The organism is Rheinheimera sp. 4Y26 (assembly GCF_025245835.1).
Lineage (GTDB): Bacteria > Pseudomonadota > Gammaproteobacteria > Enterobacterales > Alteromonadaceae > Pararheinheimera.
In genome coordinates this window covers 240,869-264,204 of sequence record NZ_JAOBWS010000004.1, presented here as the reverse complement: position 1 = coordinate 264,204, position 23,336 = coordinate 240,869, and the positions used below count along the sequence as shown (strand labels likewise).

The following is a 23,336-nucleotide window of genomic DNA, read 5'->3' as shown; positions in this document are numbered from 1 at the left end:
ACTTTTATTTTGCTGTGATACAATTTTGTAACTTAATGTGTTTATGTTGTGAAATTATGAATTTTATTGATATAGGCTGGCAGCTGTATCTGATTTTATTCAGCCTGCTGGTCGGGATCCCCGCCATGATTGGCTTGATCTTGTATCGTCTGGATCAACGTTGGTTAAAACCTTTGTTATGGTCTGTGCCTGCCTGCGCTTCATTATTTTTATGGTCGGCCTGGTGGTTAACCCGTAACTCGGTTGAAATCGGCGACAACAGTATGTTGTTGCAGGCAGGCTTTTATCAGGCCACTGTGACAGATCTGTCATTGCCGCAAAGTGTGATTGACGTGATCCCTCAGGAAGAACTCGGGCAGTACAGGCCTGATGTTGCCATTAACGGCATTAATCTGCCCGATTATCAGGTGGGTTGGTATTTGCTGGCCAATGGGAAAATGGCATTTGTGATGCTGATTGGCAACCCGGCTGAAATCACCTTAGTCAGCACGCCAAGCACTACAGCGCTGGTGGGCGGCAATATACATCAGCGCGATTTAGTTGCAGCTCAATAAAAGCGCAATAATAGTTCACATAGTTCACATAGTTCACATAGTTCAGATAAAAAAAGCCCGCATTGCGGGCTTTTTTTTTACTCAGAGCGGAAGGCTGGTTTTAAGCAAACACCATCTCAGGTACTTCACCTTTGATCACCAGTTTACCGGCTGTTTTTTGCTGAATTTCATCAACGCTGACACCAGGTGCTCTTTCCAGTAAATGGAAAGCGCCGTCTTTCACTTCTAACACTGCTAAGTCAGTGACGATTTTTTTCACACAACCCACACCAGTCAGCGGTAGCGTACAGGCGTCGAGGAGCTTAGAGCTGCCGTATTTGTCAGCGTGCGTCATAGTCACCACAATATTCTGCGCGCCAGCCACTAAATCCATAGCACCGCCCATGCCTTTAACCAGTTTGCCCGGGATCATCCAGCTGGCGATATTGCCGTTTTGGTCTACTTCAAAAGCACCTAATACCGTTAAATCCACATGGCCACCGCGGATCATGGCAAAACTTTCTGCTGAACTGAAAATCGCCGCGCCTTTAATGGCGGTGACTGTTTCTTTACCAGCGTTGATCATATCAGCGTCAATCTCTGCTTCAGTCGGATAAGGGCCCATACCCAATAAACCGTTTTCTGATTGCAACATCACTTCAATGCCAGCTGGTACATAGTTGGCCACTAAAGTAGGGATGCCAATACCTAAATTTACGTAATAACCGTCTTTTAGTTCCTGCGCTACACGCATTGCGACCTGTTCACGGGATAATGCCATTTTTCTGCTCCTTAACCTTGGCGAACCATACGACGTTCAATGCGTTTTTCGAATTTGGCCTGAATCACTCTTTGCACATAAATGCCAGGGGTGTGAATTTGTGAAGGCTCAAGTTCGCCGGGTTCGACAATTTCTTCCACTTCAGCCACGGTAATTTTACCGGCTGTCGCCACCATAGGGTTAAAGTTCATCGCAGTGTGACGGAAGACTAAGTTGCCGTAACGGTCGGCTTTCCAGGCGCGCACTATGGCAAAATCGCCGGTAATAGAAGGCTCTAACACATAGTTGCGTCCGTTAATTTCACGGGTTTCTTTGCCTTCAGCCACTGGCGTGCCGTAGCCTGTTGCGGTAAAAAAGGCCGGAATACCAGCACCACCAGCACGGATTTTTTCTGCCAGTGTGCCCTGTGGCGTCAGTTCTACTTCTAACTCGCCACTTAATAGTTGTTTTTCAAATAAAGCATTTTCGCCAACATAAGAAGCCACCATTTTTTTGATTTGGCGATCTTCCAAAAGCACACCCAAACCAAAACCATCGACACCACAGTTGTTGGAAACAACTGTTAAATCGCGGGTGCCCATCTTTTTGATTTGTGCAATTAAACCTTCCGGAATGCCACACAGGCCAAAACCGCCGGCTATCACTGTCATGCCGTTTTCCAGGCCTGCCATTGCTTCGTCGTAGCTGTGTACAACTTTATTAAACCCTGCCATTTGAAGTCCTCTTCATTTTTATATGCTGTGTTGCCGCTGCGATGCCCAAAAGCGGCTTAATTCTGCTGACATTTGGCTTTGAGCGCCAATCCTACTTTAGAACTAGGTGTTTTCCCCAAAGCTTCTGCAATAGCCCAGCCCGCGCGGGCGAGCGTATTTAAATCAACACCATGACTGATGCCAAGGCCACTTAGTAAATACACCACATCTTCAGTGGCAACATTGCCTGACGCGCCGGCGGCATAAGGGCAACCGCCAAGGCCGGCTACTGCGCTGTCGACCACAGCCACACCACGGCTTAGCGCGGCGTAAATATTTGTTAACGCCTGGCCATAAGTGTCGTGAAAATGTACGGCAATTTTGTTCACAGGCACCACTTCAAGTACAGCATCCAGCATCGCCAGCACTTTGGCCGGCGTACCGACCCCGATAGTGTCGCCTAACGAAATTTCATAACAGCCCATATCCAGTAAGGCTTTGGCCACCCGCGCAACCTCAGTCGGGTTTACGTCGCCCTGATAAGGGCAACCCACCACACAAGACACATAACCGCGTACGCGAAGTCCATCGGCTTTGGCCGCTGCAACTACAGGCTCAAAACGCGCCAGGCTTTCGCTGATAGAGCAGTTGATATTTTTCTGGCTGAAGGCTTCAGAAGCGGCACCAAAAATAGCAACCTCATCTGCACCAGCTGCTTTAGCTGCCTGATAACCCTGTAAGTTGGGTGTGAGGGCGGTGTAAGTCACGCCCTTTTTGCGCTGAATACCGGCAAATACGGCGGCTGAGTCTGCCATTTGTGGCACCCATTTGGGACTGACAAAAGAGCCGGTTTCGATGGTGGTTAAACCGGCGTCAGCCAAAGCATTCACCAGTGCTATTTTGGCATCAAGTGGCACTGCCACTTCATTTTGCAAGCCGTCGCGTGGGCCAACTTCAACAATTTGCACCTGCTTTGGAAAAGCGTTGTGAGTGAGCTGGCTCATCTTAAGCCTCCGCTTGGGCGGCAAAATCCACCAGCTCAGCGCCGTCTTTGACTAAGTCACCGGCGGCATAAAACAGCGCATTCACCACACCGGCAGCCGGTGCTTTAATGGCATATTCCATTTTCATTGCTTCCATCACCAGCAGCGTCTGGCCTGCTTCAACTTCCTGACCAGCGCTGACCAGTACAGCGACAACAGTGCCATTCATTGGCGCTTTTAAACTGCCGGCGCTTTCGTCGTTTGTCGCCACTTCAACTGTAGTTTTGTAATCAAAATCAAAACGTTGTTGTTTGATAAACACTGAAACCGTGTCGCCGTACTGACTAACCCGTACTTTGCACTGATGGCCGCTGATATTGGCCGTCAATTCGTCCTGTTGCAGCTGGGCTTTTATGGTTAAACATAAATCACCTACACAGACCACAAAAGCATCGGAGGACTGGGTGATCAGCACAGTTTTTGCTTCGTCATCCTGAGTCAGTACAAAGCTGACACTGGCGTTTTCGTTCATGCGCCAGCCAATAGCAGTCTGCCATGGTGAGCTGGCTGTGTTTTCCGGCTGCTGTTTTAACAATAAATACAAAGCCGCCAGGATCAGCGCCTGGGTGGGCTCCTGTTGCTCAGGGGCGAACAACACTTTTTGGTGATGTTCAATAAAGTGAGTGTCAAGTTCAGCTTTGGCAAAAGCCGGATGCTCAACCAGACGGGTTAAAAAGTTTAAGTTGGTTTTAACCCCGGCAATACGATAGTCATCCAGCGCACGGCGCATACGGGCAATAGCACGATCGCGGCTTTCATCCCAGACAATAAGCTTGGCGATCATCGGGTCATAAAAAGGGGATACTTCGTCATTTTCCACCACACCAGTGTCAATGCGCACATGGCGGTTGGCGTCCGGCTGGCGTAAATAAGTCAGTTTGCCGGTGGCGGGCAGAAAGTTATTGTCCGGATCTTCGGCATATACCCGTACTTCAATGGCATGGCCATCCAGCGGAATTTCATCTTGTGTCAGCGGCAACGGTTGGTTACTGGCCACCAACAACTGCCATTTCACTAAATCCTGACCTGTGATCATTTCAGTGACCGGATGCTCCACCTGCAAACGGGTGTTCATTTCCATAAAATAGAAAGAACCATCTTCGTCAAACAGGAACTCCACAGTACCGGCACCGGCATAACCAATGGCCTGCGCTGCTTTAACCGCAGCTTCGCCCATGGCTTTACGCTGCGCCGCGCTAAAGTTCGGCGCCGGCGCTTCTTCAATCACTTTTTGGTGGCGGCGCTGAATGGAGCAGTCGCGTTCGTGTAAATACACTGCATTGCCAAAATTATCGGCAAACACCTGAATTTCCACGTGCCGTGGTTTGGTCAGATATCTTTCCATCAGGATTTTATCGTTACCAAAACCGTTGAGCGCTTCGCGTTTAGCACTTTGCAGCTGCTCGAGAAACTCGGATTTTTGCCATACCACTTTCATGCCTTTGCCACCGCCACCGTAGGCGGCTTTGAGCAGCAGCGGATAACCAACTTTATCGGCTTCCTGCGCTAAAAAGGCTTCATCCTGATTATCACCATGGTAGCCAGGTACCAGCGGTACACCGGCTTTACTCATAATTTCTTTGGCGGCACTTTTACTGCCCATAGCGGCAATAGCAGGCACCGGCGGGCCAATAAAGACCACACCGGCTTTGGCGCATGCCTCGGCAAATTCTTCATTTTCTGATAAAAAACCATAACCCGGATGCACAGCCTGGGCACCGGATTTTTGCGCTATTTCCAGAATTTTGTCGGCACGTAAATACGACTCTTTGCTCGGTGCCGGGCCTAATAAATAAGCCTCGTCGGCCATTTGCACGTGGCGGGCGTTGGCGTCTGCTTCGGAATACACCGCCACACAACGAATACCCAGCTGATGAGCGGTTTTAATCACTCGACAGGCAATTTCACCACGGTTGGCTATTAAAATTTTCTGAAACATATTAAGCCTGTCCTTTATTGTCTGTGTCTTGAGTGTCTGCAGCATGCTGCCTTTGTTGCCAGGCCGGTGTGCGTTTTTGTAAAAAGGCCGATAAACCTTCCTGACCTTCGCTGGATACCCTAATTTGGGCAATACGGCGGCTGGTTTCGTCAATTAAAGCCTGAGTTGTCGGCTGATTGGCCACGGTAAAAATTAAGTCTTTTGCCGCTTTTACCGCCGCCGGGCTGTTGGCGAGCAGGGTTTGCACCATCGCATCCGACACACCGTGTAATTCGTCTTCGCTGACCAGCTGATGCAGCAAACCTAAATGCAAAGCTTCGGCAGCAAAAAAACGCTCGGCCGTTAAAAAATACCGGCGGCTGGCGCGCTCGCCCATGGCACGCACCACATAGGGGCTAATCACAGCCGGTATTAAACCAATTTTCACTTCGCTTAAACAAAAGCTGGCTTTATCACTGGCAATGGCAATATCACAACAAGCCACTAAACCGACAGCACCACCAAAGGCCGCACCTTGCACTATGGCAAGTGTTGGGGCAGGGAAGTTGTCGAGTTTTTGCATCAGCCTGGCAAGCTCACCGGCGTCCTGCAGATTTTCAGCATAGTTTTTGTCGGCCATGGAGCGCATCCAGCCTAAATCGGCGCCAGCGCTAAAGTTTTTGCCGCTCGAGCGCAGCAATAACACCCGAACAGCCGGGTTTGCAGCAAACAAATCCAGTGCCTGAATCAGCTCGCTGATCATCTTGTCGTCAAAGGCGTTATGCACTTCAGGGCGGTTTAACACCAGCTGCGCCACGCCACGCGGGTCGATGGACGTGCTGATGTAGTTAAAATTTTGCATCATCAGGCTCCCGTTACATGCGGAACACGCCAAAGCGTGTATCTTCAATAGGCGCGTTCAGTGAAGCGGCTAAAGCCAGGCCTACCACCATGCGGGTTTGCGCCGGGTCGATAATGCCATCGTCCCATAACCGGCCTGAGGCGTAATAAGGGTGACCCTGCTGCTCGTACTGCTCGATAATAGGTTTTTTCAAAGCAGCTTCAGCGTCCGCCGATAAAGTTTCGCCTTTACGGGCTAAACCATCTTTGGTCACCTGCGCCATCACGCCAGCGGCCTGTTCACCACCCATGACTGAAATCCGCGCATTGGGCCACATCCACATCATGGTTGGGTCGTAAGCGCGGCCACACATACCATAGTTACCGGCACCATAAGAGCCGCCAATCAACACGGTAAATTTAGGCACCTTGGCGCAGGATACGGCTGTGACCATTTTGGCGCCGTGTTTGGCAATACCTTCGGCTTCGTACTTTTGTCCAACCATAAAACCTGTGATGTTTTGCAGGAACAACAGTGGAATTTTGCGCTGGCAGCAGAGCTCAATAAAATGCGCGCCTTTTTGCGCCGACTCAGAAAACAAAATACCGTTATTGGCAACTATGCCTACAGGATTGCCAAAAATACGGGCAAAACCACAAACTAAAGTAGGGCCGTACAGCTGTTTAAATTCATCAAAATCAGAGCCATCAACAATACGGGCTATAACTTCACGTACATCAAATGGTTTTTTAAGATCAGTGCCAACAATGCCGTATAACTCTTTGGCATCAAACAAAGGTTCTTGTGAAGGTTTGACATCCCTCAGCTGCGGTGCTGCCCGGTTTAAGCGGGAAATGCTGTTACGCGCCAGTTGCAGTGCATGTTCATCGTTTTGGGCATAGTGATCGGCAACGCCTGAGATACGGCAATGCACATCAGCACCGCCTAAATCTTCGGCGGACACTTCTTCACCTGTGGCGGCTTTGACCAGCGGCGGGCCAGCCAGGAAAATCGTGCCTTGTTCTTTGACGATAATAGATTCGTCCGCCATCGCAGGTACATAAGCACCACCTGCGGTACAAAGACCCATCACCACGGCAATTTGTGGAATACCTTTGGCTGACATATTGGCCTGGTTAAAGAAAATGCGGCCAAAATGCAGTTTGTCGGGGAATACATCGTCCTGACGCGGCAAGTTAGCACCACCAGAATCGACCAGATAAATACAAGGCAGCTGGCAACGTTCAGCAATTTCCTGGGCACGTAAGTGTTTTTTCACGGTCAGCGGATAATAAGTACCGCCTTTGACGGTCGCGTCATTGGCCACAATCATACATTCCACACCACTGACACGGCCTATCCCTGCCACCACACCGGCTGCTGGTACATAGTCGTCATAACATTGCCAGGCGGCAAACTGACCAATTTCTAAAAAGGGTGAGCCAGGGTCCAGCAGCTTTTGAATACGGTCGCGCACAAACAACTTACCGCGGCTGGTATGACGGGCGATTAAGGCTTCACCACCACCGAGTTTAATTTGCTGTACCTTGCTGTTGAGATCGTCCACCAAAGCTTGCATCGCTGCTGCGTTTTGCAAAAACTCCGCACTTCTTGGGTTAATTTTGCTGCTTAATCTGGTCACTGAAGTCACCTTTAGAAATTATTGGAAGTCGCGCTTTGTCTGTAACTGCGCTTGTTGCTCTTACCGCGACGAAAGCAGGGGCGCAGCCCCGGAGTCGGATTTTGCTGTTTTCTTTCAGATTGCTGGTGGATATCCAGAGGGTGGGTGTCACTTACAGATAAGACGACCGTTGAGCGCCATGGATGGCGCGAACCGAGCCCCCCAGGGATGGGTTAATGGGCGTGTCGGCGTTCTGTAAGTGGCAACCCGCCTAAGGCAGGGTCGCCAGCAAAGGCAATTAATTCGACTCGTTAAACAGTTCCCGGCCTATCAGCATACGACGGATCTCCGACGTGCCGGCGCCAATTTCATACAGCTTGGCGTCACGTAATAAACGGCCTGTCGGGTATTCGTTGATATAACCGTTACCACCAAGCAGCTGAATGGCATCCAGCGCCATTTTGGTGGCCAGTTCCGCTGTATATAAAATCACCGCAGCAGCGTCTTTACGGGTGGTTTCACCCCGATCACAAGCCTTGGCAACTGTGTAAGCGTAAGCTTTGGCGGCATTCATCTGAGTGTACATATCGGCGATTTTGCCCTGTACCAGCTGGAACTCACCAATGGCCTGACCAAATTGTTTGCGGTCATGAATATATGGCACAACGATGTCCATACAAGCTTGCATAATGCCAAGCGGACCGCCGGATAACACCAGACGTTCGTAATCCAGACCCGACATTAATACCCGAACGCCAGAACCGACTGCGCCCAGCACGTTTTCTTCCGGCACTTCACAATCTTCAAACACCAGCTCACAGGTGTTTGAACCGCGCATGCCAAGTTTGTCGAGTTTTTGCGCCTGAGAAAAACCTTTAAAACCACGTTCGACGATAAAAGCAGTAATGCCTTTTGAGCCTGCGTTGACGTCGGTTTTGGCATAAATCACATAAGTGTCGGCATCCGGGCCATTGGTGATCCACATTTTATTGCCGTTTAAAATGTATTTATCACCGCGTTTTTCTGCGCGCAGTTTCATCGAAACCACATCAGAGCCGGCGTTCGGTTCTGACATGGCCAAAGCACCAATATGCTCGCCAGAACACAGTTTTGGCAGATATTTCATTTTCTGTGCTTCGTTGCCGTTTTTGAAAATCTGGTTCACACAGAGATTGGAGTGGGCGCCATAAGACAAACCAACAGAAGCTGAGGCACGGCTGATTTCTTCCATCGCGACAATATGGGCTAAATACCCTAAACCAGAACCACCGTATTTTTCGTCTACAGTGACACCAAGCAATCCTAAGTCGCCGAATTTACGCCATAAATCATTTGGAAAAGCGTTGTCATGATCAATTTGGGCGGCACGTGGGGCAATTTCTTCGCGGGCAAAGGCGTTGACCTGTTCGCGGATCATATCGACCATTTCACCCAGGTCGAAGTTAAGCGATTTATAACTGCTAATCATGAAAGTTCCCCGTTTGCGGATTGGTTATTGGTTTTGGCTTCTGTGGCTTTGGCATCAGTGAGCGTCTCGCGGCAGCGTTTCTCCACTGTCACCAGTTCCATCAGAACCACTTTAATGTCGTCCATTTGCTGATGTAGTTCGGCTTTTTTCTGCTCTATCAGTTTCAGCATAATGGTGAGTTGGGTGACGCTGGATTTGTCAGCGTCATAAAGTTCAAACAGCTGGCCGGTTTCCGACAAGCTAAAACCTAAACGTTTACCGCGTAAAATCAGTTTCAGCCTGACCCTGTCTCTTTTACTGTAAATACGGGTCTGCCCCTGACGCAAAGGTGTGATAAGACCCTGATCTTCGTAAAAACGAATACTGCGGGTGGTGATATCAAACTCTTTGGCAAGTTCGCTGATGCTATAGGTTTTGTCGTCTTTTTCTGTCATTTCGGCCACCGTAAAAATCGCCGGTAACTATAAGTGAAGTTTACGTAAAGGTAAAGCTGAAGGGTTGTTGTTGTATTCAGGTGGGGAAAGGTTGCAGCAGCTCTGCATAACCGCTGCTGAGCCGATCATCTGATTAATTATCAATACTATTCAGTATGTTACATTGGTTTGTTTCAGCGGTCACGGCTTTGCGTCGCGATTATTCGTCGTTTATTTTGTATGTGCAGCCGTGACTTCAAAGGGGAGTATTTGGCAGATGTAAATTTTAACTGCCAAAAATTGGCCGGAATTTGGGACTATTGAACACGGTAAAATAGCGGCATAACACCAAAGTCTTGGCTGGTTGACGTTGGCGTAAACGTAAATTTGGTGTAGGCTCATGCACAGTTGCAAACAGCAGGGTTGAACCCCAACAAATTTCGGAGAGCAGAATTCATGGCGCAGCAGAATCAAGTGGTGATAGTGGCGGCAAAACGCACAGCAATGGGCGGCTTTATTGGTGGTTTGGCGGATGTAAGTGCCACCGATCTTGGCGCAACTGCTATCAGTGCAGCTTTGGCTCAATCCGGTGTAGCTGCGGAGAAAGTCAGTGAAGTGATTATGGGCTGTGTGTTGCCAGCCGGACTCGGTCAGGCGCCAGCGCGTCAGGCAGTGTTAAAAGCCGGTCTGCCGTTATCAGCCGGTGCCACCACTATTAATAAAGTCTGTGGTTCAGGTTTAAAAGCTGTGATGCTGGCTTCTGACTTATTAAAAGCCGGCAGCGCCGATGTGGTGGTGGCCGGTGGTATGGAGTCAATGTCCAACGCACCTTATATTCTGCCAAAAGCGCGCTCAGGTATGCGGATGGGCCATGGTGAAGTCAAAGATCACATGATGCTCGATGGCCTTGAAAACGCCTACGACGGTAAAGCCATGGGTTGTTTTGCGCAGCAGACGGCCAATGAGCAGGATTTTAGCCGTGAGGCGATGGACGCTTTTGCTGTGCAGTCGCTGACCCGCGCACAACAAGCCATTGCTGATGGTGCTTTTGTTGCTGAAATTGCCCCTGTGACTATTCAAAGCCGTAAAGGTGAAGTGGTATTTGCCACAGACGAGCAACCAGGCAATGCCAAAGTTGATAAAATTCCAACACTGCGTCCGGCTTTTGCCAAAGACGGCACTATTACAGCCGCTAACTCCAGCTCTATTTCAGACGGCGCTGCGGCGCTGGTGCTGATGCGTGAAGCTGATGCACAAGCGCAAGGCGCCAAGCCACTGGCTCGTGTTGTTGGTCATGCCACTCATTCAATGGAACCGGCGTTGTTTACTGTCGCGCCTGTTGGTGCCATGAACAAACTGCTGGCGAATGTAGGTTGGGACAAAAACGATGTAGACCTGTGGGAAATTAACGAAGCTTTTGCCATGGTCACTATGCTGGCTATTAAAGAAATGGGCCTGGACAGCACGAAAGTAAACGTCAATGGTGGTGCTTGTGCTTTAGGCCATCCTATTGGTGCTTCAGGTGCCCGTATTCTGGTGACTTTAATTCACGCGTTAAAAGCCCGTGGCCTGAAACGTGGTATCGCCTCTTTATGTATTGGTGGTGGTGAGGCTGTGGCTTTGGCGGTTGAAGTTGTTTAACTGTTGATCACAACAGGCTGTAGTAAAAAAAGCCGTTTTGGCAGCCAAAACGCAAAGCCAACAAACTAAACCAAAACTATTAAGCAAAAAACGAAGTCTAAAAATTATAAGCAGTGGCAACTACCACGCAACAAATCCAAAGCCCGGAGCAAACAGCTCCGGGTTTTTCTGAAAATCCGGGGCAGCGCTCAGAAGGTGGCTGCTTCCAAACGGGGAAAAAGTTATGACCACTCAGGTTCAGCTGTTTATCAACGGCGAGTTTGTGCACTCAAAAAGTGAAAAGTTTATCCCGGTGACCAACCCTGCAACGCAGGAAGTGATCGCTCAGGTGCCTTGTGCCACCATGGACGAAATGGAGCATGCCATCCGCTCTGCCAAAGAAGCCTTTTTAAGCTGGAAAGAAACGCCAGTATCAGAGCGCGCCCGTTTAATGATGCGCTTTGCGGCACTGTTAAAAGAACATCAGGCGGATATCGCCGACATTATTTGCCGTGAGCTTGGCAAAACAGTGGAAGATGCCAAAGGTGACGTCTGGCGTGGTATTGAAGTCGTAGAACAAGCCGCCAATATTCCGTCCCTGATGATGGGCGAAACTGTAGAAAACGTGGCGCGCAGCATCGACACTTATAGCTACATTCAGCCACTGGGTGTTTGTGCCGGTATTACGCCCTTTAACTTCCCGGCCATGATCCCGCTGTGGATGTTCCCGATGGCCATTGCCTGTGGTAACACCTTTGTATTAAAGCCTTCTGAACAAGATCCAATGACGGTGAACCGTATTGCTGAGCTGTTTGCAGAAGCTGGCGCGCCAAAAGGTGTGCTGCAGGTCGTACACGGTAATAAAGAACAGGTTGATGTATTGCTGCATCACAAAGAAATTAAAGCTATTTCTTTTGTCGGTTCAGTCAATGTTGGCCAGTACATCTACAAAACCGGCACCGACAATTTAAAACGGGTGCAGGCTTTTGCCGGCGCAAAAAACCATATGGTCATTATGCCTGATGCCAATAAAAATCAGGTGGTCAACGCCCTGGTTGGTGCATCAGTGGGCGCGGCAGGTCAACGTTGTATGGCGATTTCTGTTGCTGTGTTTGTTGGTGCTGCCGCTGAGTGGATCCCCGAAGTGGCAGCTGCCATTGCCAAAGTGCGCCCTGGTGTTTATACCGATCCTAACGCCGCATATGGCCCGCAAATCAGCCCTCAGGCGCGTGCCCGCGTCTTATCGCTGATTGAACAAGGCAAAAAAGAAGGCGCGACTTGCCTGGTGGACGGCTCCACTATTGAGGTAGAAGGTTATCCAAACGGCAACTGGGTAGGCCCGACAGTGTTCTCCAACGTCACTACCGACATGGCCATTTATAAAGAAGAAATTTTTGGCCCAGTGCTCAACACCATGACAGTGAATTCACTGGATGAAGCTATTGCTTTGGTAAACGCCAGCCCATACGGCAATGGCACCGCGATTTTTACCGCCAGTGGCCATGCCGCCCGTAAATATCAACATGAAATTGAAGTTGGTCAGGTGGGCATTAATATTCCAATTCCGGTACCACTGCCGTTTTTCTCTTTCACCGGCTGGAAAGGCTCATTCTACGGTGATCAACATGCTTACGGTAAGCAGGCTGTGCGTTTTTACACTGAAACCAAAACCATTACCGCCCGTTGGTTTGAAGACGATATGGCCGCAACAGGCCCCAATATGTCGATTAACCTGCGTTAATGTGGCACTGGATGTCAGAGCCGTGTGACCGGCTCTGACACGCGGACCCGCCGGGCTATTTATGCGCGGCTTTTAATTATCCGCTTTACCAGAACCAATAATATGGCTGCACGAGATCATCGATAGTCATCTCTTATCAGTACAAAAAAGGTAATCCAATGAATTTCAATTTAACCGAAGATCAACAGGCTTTTGCCGAAACGGCTCGTCAGTTTGCGGAAACTGAACTGGCGCCTTTTGCCGCTGAATGGGACAGAACCCATCATTTTCCAAAAGAAGTATTACAAAAAGCCGGTGAGTTGGGCTTTTGTTCGTTATATACCCCGGAAGATGCCGGTGGTTTAGGTTTGTCGCGCCTTGATTCTTCGATTATTTTTGAGCAGCTGGCCATGGGCTGCACCGCCACCACTGCCATGTTAACTATTCACAACATGGCTACCTGGATGATTGCCAGCTGGGGCACAGAACAAGCTAAAAATGAGTGGTGCCCAAGTCTGGTGACAGGCGAGAAGCTGGCTTCTTATTGTTTAACAGAACCAGGTTCAGGCTCTGATGCAGCTTCACTTCGTACCAGCGCCAAAAAAGACGGCGATTTTTATGTGCTGAACGGCTCAAAAATGTTTATCTCTGGCGCCGGCTCTACTGAAGTTTTAGTGGTGATGGCCCGTACCGGTGAGCCAGGTCCAAAAGGTATTTCGGCTTTTGTGGTGCCAGCTGATGCTGCCGGCGTGATTTACGGCAAAGCAGAAGAGAAAATGGGCTGGAACGCGCAGCCAACCCGCTTAGTGACTTTTGACAATGTGCGTATTCCGGCGCATTACCTGCTGGGCAATGAAGGTGAAGGTTTTACTTTTGCTATGAAAGGCTTAGACGGCGGTCGTATTAATATTGCCACCTGTTCTATAGGCACTGCGCAGCAGGCGCTGAATACAGCCCGCAACTATATGCTGGAGCGTGAGCAGTTTGGCAAACCACTGGCTGCTTTTCAGGCATTACAGTTCAAACTGGCTGACATGGCAACTGAACTGGTTGCAGCCAGACAGTTGGTACGCTTAGCAGCATTTAAACTGGACACTGATGACGCTGAAAAAACAGCTTATTGTGCTATGGCCAAACGTTTTGCCACTGATATCGGTTTTCAGGTATGCGACCAGGCACTGCAAATTCATGGTGGTTATGGTTATATCAAAGAATATCCGCTGGAGCGGCATTTCCGTGATGTAAGGGTGCACCAGATTTTAGAAGGCACCAACGAAATTATGCGTTTAATCATTGGCCGTCGTTTACTCGACACAGCAGCCAGCGATATTTTATAAGCCTTTGTTGTCACAAGGCGTAGCTCAAGCGCAAACACACTGAAATAAAGGTAGCAGCGGCTAAGGCTGCTGCCGCAGGCACAGAAGAATAAAAAGGATAAAACATGTCACAACTGAAGCTGGAAAAACGTGGCCACACGGCTCTTATCACCATCAGCAATCCTCCCGCCAATACCTGGACGCGCGAAACTTTGACACAGCTGCGTGATGCGGTCAGGTCGCTTGAGCAGGATAAAAATATTTATGCGCTGGTGATCACAGGTGAAGGTCAGAAGTTTTTCTCAGCGGGTGCCGATTTAAATCTGTTTGCTTCAGGTGATAAAGCGGTGGCCAGTGAGATGTCGCGTATTTTTGGTGAAGCCTTTGAAACTTTATCGGCCTTTCGTGGTGTGTCTATCGCTGCCATTAATGGTTATGCCATGGGCGGCGGTCTGGAAGTGGCCTTGGCCTGTGACTTACGTATTGCCGAAGAGCAGGCGCAAATGGCGTTGCCGGAAGCCAAAGTAGGTTTATTGCCTTGCGCCGGTGGCACCCAAAATCTGGCCTGGCTGGTGGGTGAAGGTTGGGCAAAACGGATGATTTTATGTGGTGAGCGCATCGGCGCTGCCAAAGCTTTGCAAATTGGTTTGGTAGAAGAAGTGGTTGCCACCGGTCTTGCGCTGGAAACAGCTTTGTTACTGGCCGATAAAGTTGCAGAACAAAGCCCGCCAGCTGTGACTGCCTGTAAAAAGCTTATTCAGCAAGGCCGTAGCGGCAGCATTACAGCGGCACTGCCGCTTGAGCGTGAGTTATTTGTCGGTTTGTTTGACACCAAAGATCAAGTGGAAGGGGTGTCGGCATTTTTACAAAAACGTAAAGCAAACTGGGTGAACGGCTGATGACAGAGATGACAACAACTGCAGATGCAGTGGTGCTGTTTAGCACTATTGCCGCCGACAACGGCAAGCTGATTGCGGTGGCGACGCTCAACAGTGAAAAATCACTGAATGCGCTGAGTTTACCAATGGTAGAACTGTTGCTGCCACAAATGCAGGCCTGGAAAGAGGATAACAATATCGCCATGGTCCTGCTGCAGGGCACAGGCGATAAAGCCTTTTGCGCCGGTGGTGATATCCGTGACTTGTACCACAGCATGAAAAGTGAACCAGGCACTTACCAGCACTATGTGCAGGATTTTTTCACCAAAGAATACAGTCTGGATTATTTAATTCATACCTTTGATAAACCCGTGTTGGTGTGGGGCAACGGCATAGTGATGGGTGGTGGCCTTGGCTTAATGGCTGGCGCGTCGCACCGTATTGTGACCGCCACCTCCCGTATTGCCATGCCGGAAATGGCAATTGGTTTATATCCTGATGTAGGCGGCAGCTGGTTTTTAAACCGGATGCCCAAAGGTTGTGGTTTATTTTTAGGTTTAACCGGCGCTTCTATTAATGCAGCAGACGCCAAGCTGATTGATTTAGCAGACCATTTTATTCCACATGAGCAAAAAACGCAGGTGATTGAGCAGCTTAAAGCGATTCGCTGGGGCAATACAGTAGCGCTGAATCATCAAAAATTATCCGACGTGCTGCACAATATCGAAGAGCTGTACCGCAACCAGCAGCCAGCGAGTCAAATCCGCTTACATCAGACGGCCATTGCAGAGTTGGATGCTCAGCCGGATTTAGCCAGTGCCATGCAGGCCATTCTGGACATCAAAGGTGATGACAATTGGCTGAGTAAAGCAAAAGCGTCATTACAGTACGGCAGCCCTATTACTGCCCATATTGTGTACCGATTATTGCAGCTGGGTCAGTCCAAAATTCTGGCGGACAGTTTCCGGCTGGAACTTGGTTTAAGTGTGCAATGTGGCAAATTGGGTGAATTTACCGAAGGGGTGCGGGCGCTGTTGATTGATAAAGATCAGAAACCACAGTGGTTGTATCCGGATGTGGCCGCAGTGCCGCAGACGGTGATTGATGAATTATTCCGCTCCCCATGGCCAGACAATGAACATCCGCTGCGTGAGCTTGGAAAAGTACATTAGAGATAAATATCAGTGATAAAGGTTGTTTTATACAGCCTTGTAGCATTACAAGGCAGCATCAACTTTTAGTCGCAGTATGTAATACCCACACTGTCAATGATGGCGCTTTTGAGCAAGACATCAGCATTGGCAGTGTTTTTGCCAAAACCAGACAATACCGGTTTGCAGAAGCTGCTAAAGCAGTCCGCCGGTTCAGAGAAAACGGGGAAATATCATGGCGTTAGTTGCTTTTATTGGTTTAGGAAATATGGGTGGCCCTATGGCCATCAATTTACTTAAAGCCGGCCATCAGGTGCAGGCTTTTGATTTATCAAAAGACGCGCTGGCGCAGGTGCAGGCTGAAGGTGCAGTAGTGGCCGCTTCTGCTGTGGACGCCGTTAAAGGCGCTGAATTTATTATCTCTATGCTGCCGGCCGGTAAACATGTGGCTGGTTTATATCTGGGCGAGCAGGGGGTTGCTGCTCATCTTGAGAAAAATGCGCTGGTGCTGGATTGTTCCACAATAGATGCAGCCACGGCGCGTAATGTGGGGGCTGGTTTGGCAGCACAGGGCATTGCTTTTATCGACGCGCCGGTGTCTGGTGGTGTCGGCGGGGCCAAAGCCGGTACTCTGACTTTTATTGTCGGAGGATCGGCGCAGAATTTTGAACGTGCCAAAACAGTGCTGGAAGCCATGGGTAAAAACCTGTTCCACGCCGGTGATGTGGGCGCAGGTCAGGTGGCAAAAATCTGTAACAATATGCTGCTGTCCATTTTAATGGCCGGCACCAGCGAAGCCCTGCAGCTGGGCATCGACAACGGGCTGGATCCAAAAGTATTGTCAGACATTATGCTGAAAAGCTCTGGCCGCAACTGGACGCTGGAGTTGTATAACCCTTGCCCTGATGTGCAGCCGAATGTGCCATCGAGCAACAATTACCAGGGTGGTTTTATGGTGGATTTAATGGCGAAAGATTTGGGTCTGGCCGCTGAATGTGCGCAGCTCAGTCAATCCGCCACGCCTATGGGTTCGCTGGCGCGTAATTTATATGTGACCCATCAGCGTCAGGGCAATGGCAAACTGGATTTCTCCAGTATTTTCCGCCTCTTTGGAAAAAAATAATACAGGCTCTTCGAAGCATAAATTTTGACGGCAAGGCTTTGTATTGCAAAGCGTTTTAAGAAAGGTTAGTTATGAATTTACAAGGTAAAACCATAGTGATCACAGGCGGTGCTCAGGGCCTGGGTCTGGAGATGGCCAAAATGTGTGCTTCACAAGGCGCTAATCTTGCGCTGATTGATATGAATGAACAGCAGCTGCAAAGTGCAAAAGCTGAACTGGGCTCTGCTGTGACAGTGCGTACATATCTGGCAAACGTTGCCAATGAAACTGAAGTGGAAGCCACTTTTGCTGTTATTGATACAGATTTTGATGGTATTGATGGCCTGATCAACAACGCCGGCATTTTGCGTGACGGTTTATTGCTGAAATTTAAAGACGGTGAGCTGCAAAGCAAAATGTCATTACAACAATTTCAGTCGGTGATTGATGTAAACCTGACCGGTGTATTTTTGTGTGGCCGTGAAGCTGCTGCCAGCATGGTCAAACGTGGCCGCAAAGGTGTGATTATTAATATGTCCAGCGTGGCGCGTGCCGGTAATATGGGCCAGACCAACTACGCAGCGTCCAAAGCCGGTGTAGTTGCGATGACAGTGACCTGGGCCCGTGAGCTGGGTCGTTATGGCATTCGGGTTGGTGCTATTGCGCCTGGTGTGATTCGTACTGCCATGACAGACGCCATGAAACCGGAAGCGCGCGACCGTCTGGAAAAAATGAAGCCGGTAGGGCGGTTGGGTGAAGCCAGTGAAATCGCTCATACCGCCCGTTATATTTTCGAAAACGACTTTTTCACCGGCCGTGTGGTGGAAATTGATGGTGGTATTTCGATGTAATAACAAGCGTTTGCGGCTTGTTATTTAAATCAGTTCCAGCAAAGTTGCGTGAAAATGAATAAGAAAAAGCCCGCGTTAAAAGCGGGCTTTTTAGTCACTCAAAGAACAATATTAATCAATCAAGCCATATTGTTGTTTCAGGACTTCAATAATTTCTGCTTTCGGATTGGCGGATAATTGAATGGCTTTGCCAATCACTTTTTCGGCAATGCCTAAATAAGTGCGGGAAATGTCCATCATCACAGCGGTTGGCAGTTTGTTGTCACGTGCCAGTGCTTCGCGCTCCGGCATGCGGTCTTTATTCAGCAGAATATCCGGATCAGGGAAGTTGTTTAATAACCATTGACGGAAACCTTCTTTGGACTGCTCCACAATCTGACCTTCACGCCAGGCGGCACCATCCCAAATCCGTGAGCTGTCTGGTGTGCCTACTTCGTCCATATAAATCAGCTTGCTGGCACCGTCAGCGCCTTTGACATAACCAAACTCGAATTTGGTATCAACAAACATCTGGTCAAGGGCTGCTAAGGCGTCACTGATCACACCAAAGCCCTGTTTTAACAGTTTTTCATAGAGATCAATGTCTGATGTCTGTTCAAAACCAAAAGCCTGGTAATGACGTTCAATATCTGCGCGGGAAATATTGACATCGTCCGCTTCAGGTACACCGGCAAGGCCGGTCAGAATGCCTTTGGTCGATGGGGTAATGAGAATTTCCGGCAGTTTTTGATCTTTTTTCAGGCCTTCCGGTAAAGTGATACCACAAAACTCACGTTCACCTTTGCTGTAGGCACGCCACATAGAGCCTGTGATGTACTGGCGGGCAATAGCTTCAATTTTTACCGGCCGCGCTTTTTGTACTATCCATACCAGCGGATGCGGAATATCCAGAATATGACTGTCGGCCAGGCCATGTTGTTTAAACAACGAGAACCAGTGATTAGAAATAGCATTAAGCGCCGCGCCCTTGCCAGGCACGCCGTTTAAGCCGTTTTCACCTTGCCAGATGCAATCAAATGCAGAAATACGGTCGCTGATCACCATAATGGCCAGCGGGGTGTCGGCGGCAACCGGATAGTGTTTCTCTTTGATAAGGCGCGCGCTGTCCGCTTCGGTCAGCCAGTACACACTGCGGACTTTGCCGGAGTGTACAGGTAAATGGGTACGAATTGGCAGATCGTCGTTCACCGCCAGAACCTGGGTTGCAAGAGTCATAATCACATCTTCTGTTGCTGAAAAAAGGCGGGGCTCAGTCTAACAGAAAGCAGGCCACAACAGAATCTGGCGGTACAGATAAAATGGCTCTGGTATCATGTTCGTTTTTTGTATTCAAAATAAGGATTTATTCTGTGATGGCTGAGGTTCTTGCACCGGCGTCTTGCCCTTTATGTGTGGGCGGTGACAACAGATTTTATCAGCAGGATAAACAACGTAGCTATTGGCAGTGCGCACACTGTGCACTGGTATTTGCCGATCCCGGCAGTCATTTAGCCGCCGATGCGGAAGTGGCCATTTACCGCCAGCATGAAAACAACCCGCAGGATCTACGCTACCGTGCTTTTTTAAATAAACTGGCAGCACCTTTGTTAGAGCGACTTAAAACCAAAGGATTAACAGGGCTGGATTTTGGTTGTGGCCCCGGGCCAACTTTATCTTTGATGCTGCAGGAAGCAGGGCAGCAAATGGCCCTGTTCGACCCTTATTTTGCCAATCAGCCCGAGGTACTGCAGCAACAATACGATTTTATTTGTTGTACTGAAGCCATAGAACACTTTTATCAACCAGCCAAAGAGTGGACCTTGTGGCTGAAGTTACTCAAAGCTGGCGGTTGGCTTGGGCTGATGACCAAATTAGCGCCATCTCAGGATGAATTTGCCCGCTGGCATTATAAAAATGACCCGACACATGTGTGTTTTTTTAGCCGCGAGACATTTTTATTTCTGGCCAAGCGGGATGGATTTGCCGTTGAGTTTATTGGCAACGATGTGATTTTACTGCATAAAAAACTTTAAATTAAGGAGTCCGGTCAAATGGATTTGTTACAACCTCAGCTGCTGATTTGGTTGTTGTTGGCTGTTGCCATCCTGCTGGTATTTATAACTGGCGTTCAGAGCCAGGCTTTGGCATCAGATAGGGGGCCTTTGCAACAACAAGAACCACAACCAGAGCCTTGGCATCAGGCACAACAAGCTTTTTATTGCCACTGGTTTGCGGCCTTTATCAGCCAGCAGAGGACTCGTCAGCTGGCCTGGTTCAGTTTTGCGGCTGCTTTAGTGGCAGCTTTATTGTTTGAGCGGCTGGCGCCTTTGACTTTTGCTACGCTGCTGTTTGCTTTTGCGCTGCTCTATTGGCTGAAAAATGGTGGGCAGCGCTGGCAGCAGGTGGCACGCCATAGCCTGGTGATAGTGTTGTCGCTTTTACTGAGCCTGCATCTGCTGCCAGGTTTTGAAAACTGGTTACAGCTTGACCACATTCAGCTCAGTGAACAAAGCCGGCCTTTTTCTTTGTATCTGAATCTGGATAAACCCATTGTATTTTTTTTGCTGTTATTGCTGCTGCCTGATTTACCCGGGCGTTATCAGTTGAACTTCAACGCAAGCGCACAACTCTTATCGATAAGTCTGCTTGCTATTGTTGCACTGTCGCTCCTGGCGATAGCTTTGGGTTTTGTTGCACTGGAATGGAAGTTACCGCATTGGTGGTGGTTGTTTGCGCTGAATAACCTGCTGTTTACTTCTGTGGTGGAAGAAGCGTTCTTCCGGGGGTATCTGCAGCGTTTATGCAGGCAAAAAACCGGCCCTCTGGTTGCGATATTTTTAGTAGCTTTGTTATTTGGGCTGGCACATCTGGCGGGTGGTGTATGGTACGCGATGTTGGCGGGTCTGGCAGGTCTGTTTTACGGTTACCTGTATTGGCGAAGTGGCAGCCTTGTCGTTGCCGTTGCCGGGCATTTTGCGGTGAATCTGGTGCATTTTCTGGCTTTAACTTATCCGGCGCTAGGTTAACGCTGCGCGTCACGCCACTAAGCAATAGCTGCAAAGTGGTTGTTGCACTTGCCTTTTTTTTCGCGGGCAGGCCATACTGCCAGTACAAAAATTACACTTCACCAGCCAAGGAGCCATGATGCCACTCGCGCTGAAAAAAATTCTGGCGTTGTTAGTCGGTCTGATGGTCAGTATCGGCACTATTGCGTTGTTGGAACAATTCAGCCATTGGTTGTATCCACTGGGTTCACAACCTGACTGGCAAGACCCCTCTGCTGTTGCCTCTTATATGCACTCACTGCCGGTGGGTGCTTATTTATTGGTGTTGCTGGCTTGGTTTAGTGGTGTTGTGGTGGGTATAACGGCCGCCACTTTTCTGGTGAAAAGAGTAAGCCGGCTTTTTGTGGTCGTGATCACCGCCATGGTGTGGCTAGCGACACTTGCCAATGTGTATCTTATTCCGCATCCGCTTTGGGTGTCTGTCACTGCGCTGGTATGTTTGCCACTGCTGGGGCTTTTGACCGGTTATCTGCTTAACCGTTGTTATCCGCACCATGCTGAAACTGAAATTATTGATGAATAGCCTTTGATGCTCCCCGAGCTTTCAATAACCCTGAGTTTTAAATCATAAGGAGCTGTGATGTCTGAGTTAAATATTCTGGCGATTTGCGGTAGTTTAAGGGCCAAATCCCATAATCTGACCTTACTTAAGTATGCAAAGGCGCATGCGCCGGCCGGGATGAATATTACCATTGCCGATTTATCCCAGGTGCCTTTTTACAACGCCGATATCACTGATAAACCAGACGCAGTAAAGCAGCTGCTGGCGCAATGTGAAGCAGCTGATGGCTTTTTGTTTGGTTGCCCTGAATATAACTATTCGCTGGCGCCAGCGTTAAAAAATGCGCTGGATTGGGCGTCCCGTGAACCCGATAACCGGCTGATTGCCGGCAAAGCCGCTGCCATAATGGGGGCCGGCGGCGGCATGGGCACTTCAAGGGCGCAGTATCATTTGCGTCAGGTAGGGGTGTTTTTAGATCTGCATTTTGTCAATAAACCAGAAGTATTTGCCAATGCATTTTCCGGTAGCTTTGATGCTGCGACCGGTGAATTAACCGACGAGCGTTTACAAAAACTGATAGTGCAGCAACTGCAGGCATTGGTCTTGCTCAGTCAGAAAATGAAAGGGTAAGCCGGTGCTGCAGAAGTTATCTAAGATAAAAACGACAAAAGTACTGAGTAAGCTGCTGTCTGCCATGCTGCTCAGTGGTGCTGGTTTTGCAGCTGCCGATACAAATACAGAGCAGAATACGGGCCCCGATAATCCATTTATGTTGCTGACTGAACAGGAGCTTGCACAAAAAGACGTTGAATTAGCGCAATTCTGGCAGCAGCAGGTCGTCACAGGTTTTTTGAAGGCGGCTGATGGCACGCCACTTTTTTATGCTTATCACAAACCTGCAGAGGCCAAAGCCACCATCCTGATAGTGACAGGGCGAACTGAAGCCATTGCTAAATACCAGGAGCTGTTTTTTGAACTGGGTCGTTTAGGTTATGCCGTACTTGGTTATGATCATCGTGGCCAAGGGCAATCCGGCCGTTTGCTGGCGGATGCCCAAATTGGCCACGTAACATCTTTTGCCGACTATGTGCAGGATTTGCATTTGCTGCAAAAAGAGCTGAGCCCATTATTACCCAAAGACAAAGTGTTATTAGCCCATTCGATGGGCGGCGCTGTCGCCAGCAGTTATCTGGCAACCTATCCTGGTGTTTTTAAAGCTGCGGCTTTGTCGGCGCCAATGCATGCGCCTAATACCGAGCTGGTTTTTGGCGCGAAAGATGGGTGTTATTTACAACAGTTGCTTGGCTGGACTTGCCCGGATTGTTACGCCGGTTTTGCCAGCAGTCCTTATCAGAACAGTGCTTTTGCCAATAATATCTACAGTCACTCTGAAGTGCGGTATCGGCGTTTTAGGCAACTATTTAAGCAACAACCCGGTTTGCAGCTGGGCGGTCCCAGCTGGCAGTGGCTGAGGGAGGCTTGTGCTATTGCCGATCAAATGCCAGACATTGCCAGTCAAATTCGCGTGCCGGTCAAAATTCTGCAGGCAGGTGAAGATTTAGCTGTTACCGCAGAGGCGCAGCAATTATTTTGCGACACACTGGGAAGGTATTGTGACGGTGGTGCTGTGATGAAAATTGCGGGGGCAAGGCACGAGATTTTATTTGAAGCCGATCGATATCGTATGCCAGCTCTCACCGAAATTTTGCGTTTTTATCAGCAACAACTGGCGCTTTAAGCTGCCGGGTTTAGTTGATATCCGCTGTCGCAACTTTATTGCAAAGCATAAAAAAGCCAGACTCAAGTCTGGCTTTTTGTATCGATTACAAGCTGGGGTTCACC

22 protein-coding genes are annotated in these 23,336 nt (G+C 49.1%); 13 read left to right on the top strand and 9 right to left on the bottom strand.

Annotation, left to right across the window (positions count from 1 at the left end):
• Positions 1-56 precede the first annotated feature (56 nt).
• Complete coding sequence (locus tag N3Z11_RS07920; protein ID WP_260656622.1) at positions 57-554, top strand: hypothetical protein; 498 nt, start codon at positions 57-59, stop codon at positions 552-554.
• A 100-nt stretch (positions 555-654) separates the two neighbouring features.
• Here N3Z11_RS07920 and N3Z11_RS07915 read toward each other — a convergent pair whose 3' ends face one another.
• The 8 genes from N3Z11_RS07915 to N3Z11_RS07880 all read right to left on the bottom strand — a co-directional run bounded on the left by N3Z11_RS07915 (position 655) and on the right by N3Z11_RS07880 (position 9,331).
• Positions 655-1,314 carry a CoA transferase subunit B gene (locus N3Z11_RS07915; RefSeq protein ID WP_260656621.1) on the bottom strand — a complete coding sequence of 220 codons (660 nt, stop codon included), beginning with the start codon at positions 1,312-1,314 and terminating at the stop codon, positions 655-657.
• 11 nt (positions 1,315-1,325) lie between these two features.
• Positions 1,326-2,027, bottom strand: a complete 702-nt coding sequence (locus N3Z11_RS07910) for a CoA transferase subunit A (RefSeq protein ID WP_260656620.1) — start codon at positions 2,025-2,027, stop codon at positions 1,326-1,328.
• Positions 2,028-2,083: 56 nt separating this feature from the next.
• Positions 2,084-3,010, bottom strand: coding sequence for a hydroxymethylglutaryl-CoA lyase (locus N3Z11_RS07905; RefSeq protein WP_260656619.1), 927 nt, complete (start codon positions 3,008-3,010; stop codon positions 2,084-2,086).
• 1 nt (position 3,011) lies between these two features.
• Positions 3,012-4,988, bottom strand: coding sequence for an acetyl/propionyl/methylcrotonyl-CoA carboxylase subunit alpha (locus N3Z11_RS07900; protein WP_260656618.1), 1,977 nt, complete (start codon positions 4,986-4,988; stop codon positions 3,012-3,014).
• Between the two features lies 1 nt (position 4,989).
• Positions 4,990-5,829: an enoyl-CoA hydratase-related protein gene (locus N3Z11_RS07895; protein ID WP_260656617.1), complete on the bottom strand. Its 840-nt coding sequence runs from the start codon at positions 5,827-5,829 to the stop codon at positions 4,990-4,992.
• 13 nt (positions 5,830-5,842) lie between these two features.
• Positions 5,843-7,387 carry a carboxyl transferase domain-containing protein gene (locus tag N3Z11_RS07890; protein WP_409566860.1) on the bottom strand — a complete coding sequence of 515 codons (1,545 nt, stop codon included), beginning with the start codon at positions 7,385-7,387 and terminating at the stop codon, positions 5,843-5,845.
• Positions 7,388-7,727: 340 nt separating this feature from the next.
• A complete protein-coding gene (locus N3Z11_RS07885; RefSeq protein WP_260656615.1) occupies positions 7,728-8,897 on the bottom strand; it encodes an isovaleryl-CoA dehydrogenase in 1,170 nt (389 codons plus the stop codon).
• The gene (locus N3Z11_RS07880) at positions 8,894-9,331 is read right to left on the bottom strand and encodes a MerR family transcriptional regulator (protein WP_260656614.1); all 438 of its coding nucleotides are present in this window, start codon (positions 9,329-9,331) and stop codon (positions 8,894-8,896) included. The genes N3Z11_RS07885 and N3Z11_RS07880 overlap by 4 nt, the downstream gene beginning before the upstream one ends.
• A 435-nt stretch (positions 9,332-9,766) precedes the next feature.
• On the opposite strand from N3Z11_RS07880, the gene N3Z11_RS07875 reads away from it, so the two are divergent.
• From N3Z11_RS07875 to N3Z11_RS07845, 7 genes are all read left to right on the top strand, one after another.
• Complete coding sequence (locus N3Z11_RS07875; protein WP_260656613.1) at positions 9,767-10,951, top strand: acetyl-CoA C-acyltransferase; 1,185 nt, start codon at positions 9,767-9,769, stop codon at positions 10,949-10,951.
• A gap of 223 nt (positions 10,952-11,174) precedes the next feature.
• The gene (locus N3Z11_RS07870; RefSeq protein ID WP_260656612.1) at positions 11,175-12,671 is read left to right on the top strand and encodes a CoA-acylating methylmalonate-semialdehyde dehydrogenase; all 1,497 of its coding nucleotides are present in this window, start codon (positions 11,175-11,177) and stop codon (positions 12,669-12,671) included.
• 158 nt (positions 12,672-12,829) lie between these two features.
• A complete protein-coding gene (locus N3Z11_RS07865) occupies positions 12,830-13,987 on the top strand; it encodes an acyl-CoA dehydrogenase family protein (protein WP_260656611.1) in 1,158 nt (385 codons plus the stop codon).
• A gap of 104 nt (positions 13,988-14,091) precedes the next feature.
• Positions 14,092-14,865: an enoyl-CoA hydratase gene (locus N3Z11_RS07860; protein ID WP_260656610.1), complete on the top strand. Its 774-nt coding sequence runs from the start codon at positions 14,092-14,094 to the stop codon at positions 14,863-14,865.
• Positions 14,865-16,016 carry an enoyl-CoA hydratase/isomerase family protein gene (locus N3Z11_RS07855; protein WP_260656609.1) on the top strand — a complete coding sequence of 384 codons (1,152 nt, stop codon included), beginning with the start codon at positions 14,865-14,867 and terminating at the stop codon, positions 16,014-16,016. The genes N3Z11_RS07860 and N3Z11_RS07855 overlap by 1 nt, the downstream gene beginning before the upstream one ends.
• A gap of 214 nt (positions 16,017-16,230) precedes the next feature.
• A complete protein-coding gene (mmsB, locus tag N3Z11_RS07850) occupies positions 16,231-17,118 on the top strand; it encodes a 3-hydroxyisobutyrate dehydrogenase (protein WP_260656608.1) in 888 nt (295 codons plus the stop codon).
• Positions 17,119-17,189: 71 nt separating this feature from the next.
• Positions 17,190-17,948 carry an SDR family oxidoreductase gene (locus N3Z11_RS07845; protein WP_260656607.1) on the top strand — a complete coding sequence of 253 codons (759 nt, stop codon included), beginning with the start codon at positions 17,190-17,192 and terminating at the stop codon, positions 17,946-17,948.
• Positions 17,949-18,059: 111 nt separating this feature from the next.
• On the opposite strand, the gene N3Z11_RS07840 is transcribed toward N3Z11_RS07845, so the two are convergent.
• On the bottom strand, positions 18,060-19,163 hold the full coding sequence (locus N3Z11_RS07840) for a phosphoribosylaminoimidazolesuccinocarboxamide synthase (protein ID WP_260656606.1): 1,104 nt from the start codon (positions 19,161-19,163) through the stop codon (positions 18,060-18,062).
• 137 nt (positions 19,164-19,300) lie between these two features.
• On the opposite strand from N3Z11_RS07840, the gene N3Z11_RS07835 reads away from it, so the two are divergent.
• The 5 genes from N3Z11_RS07835 to N3Z11_RS07815 all read left to right on the top strand — a co-directional run bounded on the left by N3Z11_RS07835 (position 19,301) and on the right by N3Z11_RS07815 (position 23,232).
• Complete coding sequence (locus N3Z11_RS07835) at positions 19,301-19,960, top strand: class I SAM-dependent methyltransferase (protein WP_260656605.1); 660 nt, start codon at positions 19,301-19,303, stop codon at positions 19,958-19,960.
• A gap of 18 nt (positions 19,961-19,978) precedes the next feature.
• Positions 19,979-20,953, top strand: a complete 975-nt coding sequence (locus tag N3Z11_RS07830) for a CPBP family intramembrane glutamic endopeptidase (protein ID WP_260656604.1) — start codon at positions 19,979-19,981, stop codon at positions 20,951-20,953.
• 118 nt (positions 20,954-21,071) lie between these two features.
• Entirely contained in the window at positions 21,072-21,515 is a 444-nt protein-coding gene (locus N3Z11_RS07825) for a hypothetical protein (RefSeq protein ID WP_260656603.1), read from the top strand.
• A gap of 57 nt (positions 21,516-21,572) precedes the next feature.
• A complete protein-coding gene (locus tag N3Z11_RS07820; protein ID WP_260656602.1) occupies positions 21,573-22,124 on the top strand; it encodes an NADPH-dependent FMN reductase in 552 nt (183 codons plus the stop codon).
• Between the two features lie 4 nt (positions 22,125-22,128).
• A complete protein-coding gene (locus N3Z11_RS07815; RefSeq protein ID WP_260656601.1) occupies positions 22,129-23,232 on the top strand; it encodes an alpha/beta fold hydrolase in 1,104 nt (367 codons plus the stop codon).
• Positions 23,233-23,336 lie beyond the last annotated feature (104 nt).

What these genes read in the sequence shown, in the direction of transcription:
- N3Z11_RS07820 (WP_260656602.1), top strand. Translation starts at nt 21,573, where the DNA reads ATGTCTGAGTTAAATATTCTGGCGATTTGCGGTAGTTTAAGGGCCAAA.
- N3Z11_RS07830 (WP_260656604.1), top strand. Translation starts at nt 19,979, where the DNA reads ATGGATTTGTTACAACCTCAGCTGCTGATTTGGTTGTTGTTGGCTGTT.
- N3Z11_RS07920 (WP_260656622.1), top strand. Translation starts at nt 57, where the DNA reads ATGAATTTTATTGATATAGGCTGGCAGCTGTATCTGATTTTATTCAGC.
- N3Z11_RS07895 (WP_260656617.1), bottom strand. Translation starts at nt 5,829, where the DNA reads ATGCAAAATTTTAACTACATCAGCACGTCCATCGACCCGCGTGGCGTG.
- N3Z11_RS07885 (WP_260656615.1), bottom strand. Translation starts at nt 8,897, where the DNA reads ATGATTAGCAGTTATAAATCGCTTAACTTCGACCTGGGTGAAATGGTC.
- N3Z11_RS07890 (WP_409566860.1), bottom strand. Translation starts at nt 7,387, where the DNA reads ATGCAAGCTTTGGTGGACGATCTCAACAGCAAGGTACAGCAAATTAAA.
- N3Z11_RS07900 (WP_260656618.1), bottom strand. Translation starts at nt 4,988, where the DNA reads ATGTTTCAGAAAATTTTAATAGCCAACCGTGGTGAAATTGCCTGTCGA.
- N3Z11_RS07875 (WP_260656613.1), top strand. Translation starts at nt 9,767, where the DNA reads ATGGCGCAGCAGAATCAAGTGGTGATAGTGGCGGCAAAACGCACAGCA.
- N3Z11_RS07845 (WP_260656607.1), top strand. Translation starts at nt 17,190, where the DNA reads ATGAATTTACAAGGTAAAACCATAGTGATCACAGGCGGTGCTCAGGGC.
- N3Z11_RS07915 (WP_260656621.1), bottom strand. Translation starts at nt 1,314, where the DNA reads ATGGCATTATCCCGTGAACAGGTCGCAATGCGTGTAGCGCAGGAACTA.
- N3Z11_RS07825 (WP_260656603.1), top strand. Translation starts at nt 21,072, where the DNA reads ATGCCACTCGCGCTGAAAAAAATTCTGGCGTTGTTAGTCGGTCTGATG.
- N3Z11_RS07905 (WP_260656619.1), bottom strand. Translation starts at nt 3,010, where the DNA reads ATGAGCCAGCTCACTCACAACGCTTTTCCAAAGCAGGTGCAAATTGTT.
- N3Z11_RS07880 (WP_260656614.1), bottom strand. Translation starts at nt 9,331, where the DNA reads ATGACAGAAAAAGACGACAAAACCTATAGCATCAGCGAACTTGCCAAA.
- N3Z11_RS07865 (WP_260656611.1), top strand. Translation starts at nt 12,830, where the DNA reads ATGAATTTCAATTTAACCGAAGATCAACAGGCTTTTGCCGAAACGGCT.
- N3Z11_RS07855 (WP_260656609.1), top strand. Translation starts at nt 14,865, where the DNA reads ATGACAGAGATGACAACAACTGCAGATGCAGTGGTGCTGTTTAGCACT.
- N3Z11_RS07910 (WP_260656620.1), bottom strand. Translation starts at nt 2,027, where the DNA reads ATGGCAGGGTTTAATAAAGTTGTACACAGCTACGACGAAGCAATGGCA.
- N3Z11_RS07860 (WP_260656610.1), top strand. Translation starts at nt 14,092, where the DNA reads ATGTCACAACTGAAGCTGGAAAAACGTGGCCACACGGCTCTTATCACC.
- N3Z11_RS07840 (WP_260656606.1), bottom strand. Translation starts at nt 19,163, where the DNA reads ATGACTCTTGCAACCCAGGTTCTGGCGGTGAACGACGATCTGCCAATT.
- N3Z11_RS07835 (WP_260656605.1), top strand. Translation starts at nt 19,301, where the DNA reads ATGGCTGAGGTTCTTGCACCGGCGTCTTGCCCTTTATGTGTGGGCGGT.
- N3Z11_RS07870 (WP_260656612.1), top strand. Translation starts at nt 11,175, where the DNA reads ATGACCACTCAGGTTCAGCTGTTTATCAACGGCGAGTTTGTGCACTCA.
- mmsB (WP_260656608.1), top strand. Translation starts at nt 16,231, where the DNA reads ATGGCGTTAGTTGCTTTTATTGGTTTAGGAAATATGGGTGGCCCTATG.